Here is a 10,900-nt window from a genome sequence, read left to right as displayed (position 1 = left end):
CAACAAATCAACCAACCCCAACAAGGAGCATTTAAAGTGACTGAACGCATTGTGCTGGCCTACTCCGGCGGCCTGGACACGTCCGTCGCCATCGGCTGGATCGGTGAAGCCACCGGTGCCGAGGTCATCGCCGTGGCGGTCGACGTCGGACAGGGCGGCGAATCGCTCGAAACCATCCGCCAGCGTGCCCTGGGCTGCGGCGCCGTCGAAGCCTACGTCGCCGACGCATCGGACGAGTTCGCCAACGAATACTGCGTCCCCACGCTGAAGGCCAACGCCCTGTACCAAGGCCACTACCCGCTGGTGTCCGCCATCTCCCGCCCGGTCATCGTCAAGCACCTGGTCAAGGCAGCCCGCGAATTCGGCGCCACCACCGTTGCCCACGGCTGCACCGGCAAGGGCAACGACCAGGTCCGCTTCGAAGTCGGCATCCAGACCCTGGGCCCGGACCTGAAGTGCATCGCACCGGTGCGCGACCTCGCCCTGACCCGCGACAAGGCCATCGCCTTCGCCGAGGAAAAGGGACTGCCGATTGAGACCACCAAGAAGAACCCGTACTCCATCGACCAGAACGTCTGGGGACGCGCCGTCGAAACCGGCTACCTCGAGGACATCTGGAACGCCCCCACCAAGGACATCTACGACTACACCGCCACCCCGGAGTTCCCGCCGGCACCGGATGAGGTCACCATCTCCTTCGAAGCCGGCGTGCCCGTCGCGATTGATGGCGTCAAGGTCACCCCGCTGCAGGCCATCAAGGAACTGAACCGCCGCGCCGGTGCACAGGGCGTCGGCCGCATCGACGTCGTCGAGGACCGCCTGGTGGGTATCAAGTCCCGCGAAATCTACGAAGCCCCCGGCGCCATGGCGCTGATCACCGCCCACAAGCACCTCGAGGACATCACCATCGAGCGCGAGCAGGCCCGCTTCAAGGCCACCGTTGGCCAGCGCTGGGCCGAGCTGGTTTACGACGGCCAGTGGTTCTCCCCGCTGAAGCGCTCCCTGGATGCCTTCATCGAGGACACCCAGAAGTACGTCTCCGGCGACATCCGCATGACCCTGCACGGCGGCCAGGCCATCGTCAACGGCCGCCGCTCCGACACCTCGCTGTACGACTTCTCGCTGGCCACCTACGACACCGGTGACACCTTCGACCAGTCCCAGGCCAAGGGCTTCATCGAGCTGTGGGGTATGTCCGCCAAGGTCGCTTCCGGCCGCGACATCCGCGTCGCAGGGAAGTAGCCCGCGTGGCTGAGCAAAAAACGGAGGCAACCAACGCAGGTGCCCTGTGGGGCGGCCGGTTCGCCGGCGGCCCCGCGGACGCCCTCGCGGCGCTGAGCAAGTCCACGCACTTCGACTGGCGGCTGGCCCGCTACGACATCGCCGGCTCCAAGGCGCACGCCCGCGTGCTGCACAAAGCCGGCCTGCTCGACGACGCGGAGCTCGAAGGCATGCTCGCGGCCCTGACGCAGCTGGACGAGGACGTGGCGTCCGGCGCCTACCTGCCGGCGGAGTCCGATGAGGACGTGCACGGTTCGCTGGAACGCGGCCTGATCGAGCGCGCCGGTGCCCAGCTGGGCGGCAAGCTCCGCGCCGGCCGGTCCCGCAACGACCAGGTGGCAACCCTGGGCCGGATGTTCCTGCGGGACCACGCCCGGATCATTGCCCGCGGTGTCCTGGCCACCGTGGACGCGCTGGTGGAGCAGGCCAAGGCGCACCATGGCGTTGCGATGCCGGGCCGCACCCACCTGCAGCACGCCCAGCCGGTCCTGCTCAGCCACCACCTCCTGGCCCACGCTTGGGCCCTGCTGCGCGACGTGCAGCGGCTCCAGGACTGGGACAAGCGGGCGGGTGTTTCGCCCTACGGTTCGGGCGCCCTGGCCGGCTCCTCGCTGGGGCTGGACCCGGAAGCGGTGGCGGCCGACCTTGGGTTCTTCTCCGCCGTGCACAACTCGATCGACGGCACCGCCTCCCGCGACGTCTTCGCCGAGTTCGCGTGGGTCTGCTCGATGATCGGCGTGGATCTGTCCCGGATCTCCGAGGAAGTCATCTTCTGGGCCACCAAGGAGTTCTCCTTCGTCACGCTGGATGATTCGTACTCCACGGGGTCCTCCATCATGCCGCAGAAGAAGAACCCGGATGTGGCCGAGCTGGCCCGCGGCAAGGCAGGGCGTTTGATCGGCAACCTGACCGGGCTGCTGGCCACGCTCAAGGGCCTGCCGCTGGCGTACAACCGCGACCTGCAGGAGGACAAGGAGCCGGTGTTCGACGCCGCCGACACGCTGGAGCTGCTGCTCCCGGCCGTGTCCGGCATGATCGCCACCCTGACCTTCAACACGGAGCGGATGGAATCGCTGGCTCCGCAGGGCTTCGCGCTGGCCACGGACATCGCCGAATGGCTGGTCCGCCAGGGCGTGCCGTTCCGCGAGGCCCACGAGCTGTCCGGTGCCGCCGTGAAGCAGGCGGAGTCCCGCGGCGTTGAGCTGTGGGACCTGACGGACGAAGAGTACGCCGCGATCTCGGAGCACCTGACCCCGGAGGTCCGGACCGTGCTGTCCACGGAGGGTTCGCTTAACAGCCGGAACTCCCAGGGCGGAACGGCGCCGGCCGCCGTCGAACGCCAGCTGGCTGCGCTGGAAGGCGAGCTTGCCGGCGTGCGGGAGTACGCCGGGTAGGAAACATTGTTGCCAAGGGCCCCGGGGCATGTTCCCCGGGGCCCTTGGCGTCTGTGGCTAGGCTGGGGCCATGAGCGAAACCTTCCGCAAGTTCCTTCGCACCCTGCCCGACTTCCCGTCCGACCTGCCCGGCTTCGACCCCGCCAACGCACCGCAGGACCCGGCCTTGCTCTTCAAGCAGTGGCTGGACGAGGCACTGGATGCGGGGGAGCAGCAGCCGCACGCGTTCAGCCTCGCCACGGTGGGGGAAAGCACCGACGGCGCCCCGCAGCCGTCCTCGCGGATGCTCATCCTGAAGAACATTGACGACGACGGCTGGCACTTCGCCACGTCCCGCACCTCCCGCAAGGGCCGCGAGCTGTCGGGGTCACCGCGCGCGGCGATGAACTTCTACTGGCCGGCCCTGGGCCGCCAGGTGCGGGTGGCGGGCACTGTGGTTGAGCTTTCCGCCGAAGCCTCCGCCGTCGACTGGCACGAGCGGCCCCGGGCCGACGGCAGCGACAACCCGGACTGGCAGCTCTACGCCCTCCAGCCGGCCGAAATCGAGTTCTGGCAGGCCAGCAACGATCGCCGGTACGTCCGCCACCGTGTCGGGCCGGACGGAAGCCCGCTGGACTGACTGCTCGGCTAGGCTGGCCGCATGACCTCACCTTCCCCTGCCGCCCTCCTCGCTGAACTGCACAAAGCCGCGGACGCACTGACCGCTGCGGTGGACCGGATTCCGGCCGGCGGCGAAAGGGCCCCGTCCACCCTTCCCAGCTGGAGCCGCGGCCACCTCCTGGCCCACATCGCCGGAATCTGCAGCGCGCTGGCCCGCCAGGTGGAATACGGGCGGTCCGGCAGGACGGTAGAGCTCTACGACGGCGGCGTGGACGGCCGCAACCGGGCCATCGAGCTTGCCGCCGGCCACAGCCTGGAGGAGCACCGGAAGGACGTTGCGGCCGCGGTGCAGCGGGCACTGGCGGCCTTCGATGCGCTGGGGGAGGACGAATGGCAAACGCGCATCGCCTTCCGCGACGGCGTGATTTTCGGCGCCGGTTTGGCGCTCTGGCGCGAGCTGGTCATCCATACCGCGGACCTGGACACCGGCGCGGGACCCGAGACCTGGAACAGGGCATTCTGCTCCCACCTCTTCGACTTCCTCGCCGCCCGCGTGCCGGCGGAAACCCGGCTGGTCCTGCAGCCCGTGGCACTCCCGCCGCTGGCCCTCGGAACCGGCGGCAGCACCGTCGTCGTCAGCGGGATGGTGACGGACATCGCCGCGTGGCTCGCAGGCCGGCGGCCGTCGCTGGACAGCCTGCGGGCCACGGCCGCCGGGGACGGCACCGATCTTCCCGGCCTGTTGCCCTGGCCGTCGGCGATGCCGGACCCCAAGTAGCCAACGCCGGGGGACTGGTCAGGCGGCCTCGCGGGCCAGCAGGCTCTCTTTGATGCGCAGGCCCCAGCGGAAACCGCCCAGCGAGCCGTCGGTCCGTATGACGCGGTGGCACGGCACGAACAGGGCAGCAGCGTTGAACGCGCAGGCACTGGCGGCGGCCCGCACGGCGCGCGGGTTGCCGGCCAGGGCGGCGTACTCCGAGTAGGTGACGGGTGAGCCCGGCCTGACCTGCCGCAGCACGTCCCAGGCGTGGGCACGGAACGGTCCGGACTGCTGGCGGACCGGCACCGCCATGGCCGGGGCGGGGTCACCGGCATAGAAGGCCTCCACGGCGGATGAGATCCCGCCAAGGTCCGTTACCTCGTCCACGGCGTCGGGCCGCAGCATTGGATGGACCTGGCCGGTCAGGTCCGCCAGGAAGGCCGTCCAGCCGGACGCAAGGACCACGCCATCCTGGGCGAGGACAGTAAATGGACCGTCCGGCGTGGACAGCTGCAGCAGTTGGGCTTTCATGGCGTCCCTTTCGCGGGAATGGTGGTTCTTGCGGCGGGCCGGGCGGCAGCGCGCCAGAGGTGCATGGTGGCGTAGGAGCGCCACGGGCTGGTCTCCCGGAAGTCCGGGCTCAAGGCGCTGGTCCCATTATCGAGGGCGCGGATCCCGTTCCGCACGGCGGCGTCGTTGGCAAGGAAAATATCCGGGGCACCCAGGACCCGCATGGCGGCGTACCCCACCGTCCAGGGCCCGACGCCGGGGAGCGGCAAAAGTGCCGCCGTGAGGCTTGGGAGGTCGTCGCCATAGCCGAAGTCCAGGCGGCCGCGGGCCATGGCCTCCGCAGCATGCAGCAGCGACTCGGTCCGGCGCCGGGGGCCGCGAAGCAGATGTCCTGCAGTTGCGATTTCCGCCGGAGTGGGAAACAGGCGGTCCAGGCCCTCGCCGGGGGCGCTGGCGGGACTGCCCGCCGCGGACAACTGGGTCAAGGCTGTCCTGGCGGCCGCCACCGTGATCTGCTGGCCCACCATGGCCCGGATCAGCAGTTCCGGCGGATCCACCGCGCCGGGCAGGCGCATCCCCGGTGCGGAGGCAACGGAGCCGGCAAGCCTGGGATCGGCGGCGAGCGTGCCGTCGATCGCCTCCGGGTCCGCGTCCAGGTCGAACAGCCGGCGGACGCGGCTGAGCAGCGCCGGAAGGTCGCGAAGGTCCACCGCGCCGATGGTGAGGGTCAACGGCCGTTCCCGGGCCCCGTCGTCGTACTCCACCCTGAAGCGCGCGTCCCCGTGGGGGAGCCGCAGCGTCCGGGCATAGGAAGTGGGCGTGCCGTCCTCGACGCCGGGGATGGCGCGGACCGCCAGGAAGGAGAAGATGCCCGGATCGAAAGGCGGCCGGTAGGGCAGGCCCAGGGTCAGGGCTGTGGCGCCGCCGCCGTTCACCGGATGGCGGACGGTCCTCCTGAGCGCCGTGGGCGTCATATCGAACACCTCGGCGATGGTCTCATTGAACTGCCTGACGCTGCTGAAGCCTGCCGCAAAGGCGACGTCGGCGAGTTTCATCGATGTTGAAACCAGCAGGGTGCGGGCCGTCTGGGCCCTTGCGGCGCGGGCCAATGACAGGGGGCCGGCGCCAAGTTCCTGGCCGAGGATCCGGTTCAACTGGCGCGGCGAATACCCCAGCCGGGCGGCCAGGCCCGCCACGCCGTCGCGGTTGATCACGCCATCGTTGATCAGGCGCATCGCCCGCCCCGCGATGTCCTGCCGCACGTTCCATGCCGGGGTTCCGGGCACCGCCTCCGGCAGGCAGCGCTTGCAGGCGCGGTAGCCTGCCTCGTGTGCGGCGGCGGACGTCTCGTAGAACGTGACGTTGGAGGCCTTGGGGGTCCTGGCAGGGCACGACGGCCGGCAGTAGATCCCCGTGGTGCGGACGGCCGTAAAGAACTGACCGTCGAACCGGGTATCGCGGGCATCGATTGCCCGGTAGCGCTGCCAGAAGTCCATTCCTCCATCCTGCCAGCCGCCGGCCACGGCTTCTAGCGGAAATCGGACATGGCCGTGGGCGCGCAGAACCACCCCGGCCCCCTTCCCGGTGGCGGATGAAACCTGCGGGATCTGGGTAAGGTCAGCTAATGAACCAAAGCGCTGGGGCGACGGAACAACTACGGGATTTCCTGTCCGCGGACGCCCGGGAACTCGCACCAAAGCTGCTCGGTGCCGTGCTCACCCATGAGTCCCGCGACGGCGCCGTGTCCGTCCGGCTCACCGAAGTGGAGGCCTATATGGGCCCCGAGGACTCCCTGCACCCGGACCCCGGCTCCCACACCTACCGCGGCCCCACGCCCCGCAACGCCCCCATGTTCGGCCGCGCCGGCCACCTCTACGTCTACTTCACCTATGGAATGCACCACTGCACCAACATCGTGTGCGGGCCGGCCGGCGTCGCGTCCGCCCTGCTGCTCCGGGCAGGAGAAGTGGTGGACGGGCTGGAGCTGGCCCGGCTGCGCCGTCCAACGTCCAAAACTCCTGCGGACCTTGCCAGCGGGCCGGCCCGCCTTGCCAAAGCGCTGGGATTGACGACGGCGGACAGCGGCCGCGACGCGCTCGCTCCGCCGTTCCGGCTGGAACTTCCGTCCGTTCCCGCCGGCGCGGTCAGTTCCGGTCCCCGGGTGGGGGTGGCCGGCGCCGGAGGCACGGACGAATACGCCTGGCGGTACTGGCTGACCGGCGACCCCACCGTGTCCAGATACAAGGCAGCGAAGCCGCGGACCCGGAAGCAGGCAGCGGAACCCCGGCCGGATGCAACGTTTCACCAGCGTTAACGGAAATGGTTGTAGAATGGACGGTCTGTCTTTTGCGATAGGGGAACGTTAATGCTTGACGCCGAATTGGCCCACGAACGGGAGTACGTAGCCGGCCTGTACGCCCGGCTGGAGGAACTCCGGGAGGAAAAGCGCCGCCAGTTGGCGCAGGTCCGTCGTGCCGGAGCCGTGGGCACCATGCAGAACGTTTCGGAGCGGGACGCGTTCGCCGCACTGTATGAGGACCGCCTGGCGCAGCTGGACGCCGTGGATGACCGGCTGGTTTTTGGCCGCCTGGACCTGGACTCCGGCGAAGCGCAGTACATCGGCCGCATTGGCCTCACCACCGAGGACCTGCAGCGTCTCATGGTGGACTGGCGTGCCCCCGAGGCCGGGCACTTCTACCAGGCCACGGCCTTTGACCGGCAGGGCGTCCGCCGCCGCCGCCACCTGATCCTGCAGGGACGCGAGGTCAAGGCCATCGAGGACGATGTCCTGGACGCCGGGATGCTCACGGACGACGAATCGCTCCAGGGCGAAGGTGCCCTGCTGGCTGCCCTGAACTCCAAGCGGACCGGCCGCATGTCGGACATCGTCAGCACCATCCAGTCGGAGCAGGACCGGATCATCCGCTCCTCCATCTCCGGCGCCGTCGTGGTCCAGGGCGGACCCGGTACCGGCAAGACCGCTGTGGCCCTGCACCGCGCCGCATACCTGCTCTATACCCACCGTGACCGCCTCAAGAGTGCCGGCGTGCTGCTGGTGGGGCCGTCGTCGTCGTTCATGAAATACATCGAACGGGTGCTGCCCTCCCTGGGTGAGACCGGCGTGGTCATGGCCAGCCTTGGCCGCCTGATGCCCGGCATCCACGCCGTTCCGGAAACAGACCCTGACGTCGCCGCCATCAAGGGGCGGCTGGACATGGCCGCCATCGTCGCCAACGCCGTCTCCAACCGCATGCGCGTCCCCGCCCAGAACCGGATCCTCGAAGTGGACGGCCGCAAGCTGACCCTTACGCCCCGGCAGGTGCGCCGCGCGCGGGAACGCGCCCGCGCCACCGGAAAGCCGTACAACGAGGCCCGCGTAACGTTCGTGAAGATCCTGCTGCGCGAACTGACCGAGCAGATGACCGAGCTCGTCGAGGCCGGAAATATCGGCAACAACGCAGACCGCTCCTACCTGGCCGAGGACGTCCGGACCGCCCGCGACGTGCGGATCGCCCTGAACCTGTGCTGGATGCCCATGACGCCGGAGAAGCTGATCTCCGACCTCTTCAGCAAGCCGGAGGTGCTGGAATTCTGCACCCCCCACCTGACCCCTGCCGAGCGGGCGCTGCTGCAGCGTCCGGCCGATGCGCCGTGGACCGAGTCCGACGTCCCGCTGCTGGATGAGGCCGCCGAGCTGCTTGGGGAGCTGGATCCCGCCGCCGGCCGCGGGCTGGCCCAGCAGGAGCACGACCGTGCCCGGGACCTCGCCAACGCAAAGCAGACCCTGGTCAACATGGAAGCCGCCGGCGTCGATCCGTTAATGTCCGCAGAGGAGCTGGCGGAGCAGAACCGGGAGCAGGAAGCCCGGCAGACGGCAGCCGAACGCGCAACGAGCGACCGCACGTGGGCGTTCGGGCACATCGTCGTGGATGAAGCCCAGGAGCTTTCGCCCATGCAATGGCGCCTGCTGGTGCGCCGCTGCCCGTTGAAGTCCTTCACCATCGTGGGCGACATTGCCCAGACCAGCTCCGTTGCCGGGGCCAATTCCTGGCAGGGGGCGTTGGCCCCGATGTTCGGCGACCGCTGGCAGCTGGAGGAGCTGACCGTCAACTATCGCACCCCGTCCCAGATCGCCGAGGCCGCCGTCAGGATGGCCAACGCCGCGGGCCTGGTGGTCTCCGCACCCAAGGCCGTCCGCGAGGGCCGCTGGGCCCCCATCATCGACGAGGTGCCCGCCGGCGGCATCGTGGACCGGCTGGTGGAGGTCCTTCCGGAGGAGCTTGCGGCGCTCGACGGCGGCCTGCTCGCCGTGATTGCCGACGGTGACCTCCTGCCCCAGGCAACGGCGGCCCTCCGTGCCGTATACGGCCGCAGGATCGGCACCGGGGCCGGCAGCTACGAGCAGGACATCGTCGTCATCAGCCCGCGTGAGGCAAAGGGCCTGGAGTTCGACGGCGTCGTGGTCCTGGAACCCTCCGTGATGCTCAACCACGAACACGGCAAAGTGGGGGACCTGTACGTCGCCATGACCCGCGCCACGCAGAGGCTGCGGCTGATCGCGGCGCAACCCGTGCCCGCCGGTATTGCCGGCTGACGGGGCCGTCGGCGTTACTGCTAACTTAGGAAGCGTGCCAGAACTGAACATCCTTGAACCGCAGCGCAACGACCCCACTTTCGCCAATATTTGGCAGGAACTGAAGTGGCGTGGGCTGGTCCATGTTTCCACCGATGAAGCGGAGCTCGAAAAGCTCCTCGCCAACGGGCCGGTCACGTACTATTGCGGCTTCGACCCCACCGCGCCGAGCCTGCACCTGGGCAACCTGGTCCAGCTCCTGGTCATGCGGCGGCTTCAGCTGGCAGGGCACAAGCCCCTCGGCCTGGTGGGCGGGTCCACCGGCATGATCGGGGACCCGCGTCCGACGGCGGAACGCACCTTGAACACCAAGGACACGGTGGCGGAGTGGGTTGGCTACCTCCAGGGCCAGGTGCAGCGCTTCCTCAGCTTCGAGGGGGACAACGCTGCCAGGATGGTTAACAACCTGGACTGGACGGCGCCGCTGAGCGCCATCGACTTCCTGCGTGAAGTGGGCAAGCACTTCCGCGTGGGCACCATGCTGCGCAAGGACGCCGTGGCATCCCGGCTGAACTCCGATGAAGGCATCAGCTACACCGAGTTCAGCTACCAGATCCTGCAGGGCATGGACTACCTGCAGCTTTACCGCGACTACGGCTGCGTCCTGCAGACCGGCGGCTCGGACCAGTGGGGCAACCTCACCAGCGGTACGGAATTGATCCGGAAGGTGGAGGGCAAGAGCGTCCACGCCCTGGGGACCCCGCTCATCACCAACTCTGACGGAACCAAGTTCGGCAAGAGCGAGGGCAACGCCATCTGGCTCGACGCCGGCATGTGCAGCCCGTATGCGTTCTACCAGTTCTGGCTCAACACTGCGGACGCGGACGTGGTGGACCGGCTCAAGGTGTTCACCTTCCTGACCCGCGCGGAGATTGAAGAGATTGCCGTTTCGGTGGCGGAGCGTCCGTTTGCCCGTGAGGGTCAGCGGAAGCTTGCCTTCGAAGTGACCTCGTTGGTGCACGGCGTTGACGCCACCGAAAAGGTCATCGCAGCTTCGGCGGCGCTCTTCGGCAACGGCGATTTGGCCGCATTGGACAAGGCAACCCTGCAGGCTGCAACGTCCGAACTTCCTTCCACCACAGTGCAGGTGGATGAGATGGGGATCGTGGACCTGCTGGTGGCTTCCGGTCTTTCCGAAAGCAAGTCCGCCGCGCGCCGGACCGTGGGTGAAGGCGGAGCCTACGTGAACAACGAGAAAGTCTCGGATCCTGAAGCCGTGATCTCCGAGTCGGAGCTCCTGCATGGCCAGTACCTGCTCCTGCGCCGGGGCAAGAAGAACCTGGCGACAGTGGAAGTACTGGTCCCGTAACCGCGGGAGCGCAACCTACCACCTGCACGCCCCTCGGCGGCCGATTTGCGCGGCCGCGGAGGGGCGTGTATTGTTTTCTGAGTCGCCGCCACTGAGTGGTGACAAACCCCCAACTGATATTGAGAAGCAATTCTCGGCCATGCGGTGCATGGAACGAAGAATGCTTCTCATTCTGCTGGGCGGATTCATTCCGCAGAGTGAATTCCGGGAAAACAACCGGATTTGCAAAAGCGAATATGAATGAAATAAGATAAAAACATCGCAGCGAAGAAATACGGAAAAGAAATTCTCTTTTGAATTGTTCCGGGAATATTCGAATGTGTCTGTTGTTTGAGAACTCAATAGTGTGCCAAGTTTGTTGATACCGATTATGTATGTAATTGGTTGAATTTGCCGAATCGTGCCGCCCCTGT

At 67.8% G+C, this 10,900-nt stretch carries 9 protein-coding genes; 7 read left to right on the top strand and 2 right to left on the bottom strand.

Going from position 1 to position 10,900, the window contains the following annotated elements; genetic code table 11:
- Positions 1 to 36: 36 nt before the first annotated feature.
- The 4 genes from AB0280_RS12575 (at position 37) to AB0280_RS12560 (ending at position 4,053) form a co-directional block, all read left to right on the top strand.
- Positions 37 to 1,242: an argininosuccinate synthase gene (locus AB0280_RS12575; RefSeq protein WP_018763590.1), complete on the top strand. Its 1,206-nt coding sequence runs from the start codon at positions 37 to 39 to the stop codon at positions 1,240 to 1,242.
- Between the two features lie 5 nt (positions 1,243 to 1,247).
- On the top strand, positions 1,248 to 2,675 hold the full coding sequence (gene argH / locus AB0280_RS12570; protein ID WP_307492876.1) for an argininosuccinate lyase: 1,428 nt from the start codon (positions 1,248 to 1,250) through the stop codon (positions 2,673 to 2,675).
- Positions 2,676 to 2,745: 70 nt separating this feature from the next.
- On the top strand, positions 2,746 to 3,294 hold the full coding sequence (locus tag AB0280_RS12565; RefSeq protein ID WP_307492874.1) for a pyridoxine/pyridoxamine 5'-phosphate oxidase: 549 nt from the start codon (positions 2,746 to 2,748) through the stop codon (positions 3,292 to 3,294).
- A gap of 21 nt (positions 3,295 to 3,315) precedes the next feature.
- Positions 3,316 to 4,053, top strand: coding sequence for a maleylpyruvate isomerase family mycothiol-dependent enzyme (locus tag AB0280_RS12560; RefSeq protein WP_307492872.1), 738 nt, complete (start codon positions 3,316 to 3,318; stop codon positions 4,051 to 4,053).
- 18 nt (positions 4,054 to 4,071) lie between these two features.
- Here the strand turns inward: AB0280_RS12560 and AB0280_RS12555 are convergent, their stop codons facing one another.
- Positions 4,072 to 4,566, bottom strand: coding sequence for a methylated-DNA--[protein]-cysteine S-methyltransferase (locus AB0280_RS12555; protein ID WP_307492870.1), 495 nt, complete (start codon positions 4,564 to 4,566; stop codon positions 4,072 to 4,074).
- The gene (locus AB0280_RS12550; RefSeq protein ID WP_307492867.1) at positions 4,563 to 6,041 is read right to left on the bottom strand and encodes an AlkA N-terminal domain-containing protein; all 1,479 of its coding nucleotides are present in this window, start codon (positions 6,039 to 6,041) and stop codon (positions 4,563 to 4,565) included. The genes AB0280_RS12555 and AB0280_RS12550 overlap by 4 nt, the downstream gene beginning before the upstream one ends.
- A 128-nt stretch (positions 6,042 to 6,169) precedes the next feature.
- Between AB0280_RS12550 and AB0280_RS12545 the strand changes: the two genes are divergently transcribed.
- Genes AB0280_RS12545 through tyrS form a run of 3 tightly spaced genes read left to right on the top strand, consistent with a single transcriptional unit; the run spans position 6,170 to position 10,487 of the window.
- Positions 6,170 to 6,859, top strand: coding sequence for a DNA-3-methyladenine glycosylase (locus tag AB0280_RS12545; protein WP_307492866.1), 690 nt, complete (start codon positions 6,170 to 6,172; stop codon positions 6,857 to 6,859).
- 51 nt (positions 6,860 to 6,910) lie between these two features.
- Positions 6,911 to 9,139 (top strand): HelD family protein, encoded by a 2,229-nt coding sequence (locus tag AB0280_RS12540; RefSeq protein WP_307492865.1) that lies wholly within the window; start codon positions 6,911 to 6,913, stop codon positions 9,137 to 9,139.
- Positions 9,140 to 9,173: 34 nt separating this feature from the next.
- Complete coding sequence (tyrS, locus tag AB0280_RS12535; RefSeq protein WP_366367401.1) at positions 9,174 to 10,487, top strand: tyrosine--tRNA ligase; 1,314 nt, start codon at positions 9,174 to 9,176, stop codon at positions 10,485 to 10,487.
- The last annotated feature ends 413 nt before the right edge of the window (positions 10,488 to 10,900 follow it).

The organism is Pseudarthrobacter sp. 902506025, from assembly GCF_040702325.1.
Classification (GTDB): domain Bacteria; phylum Actinomycetota; class Actinomycetes; order Actinomycetales; family Micrococcaceae; genus Arthrobacter.
Note: the sequence above shows the minus strand (reverse complement) of the source record. Positions and strands in the feature narration are given on the sequence as shown.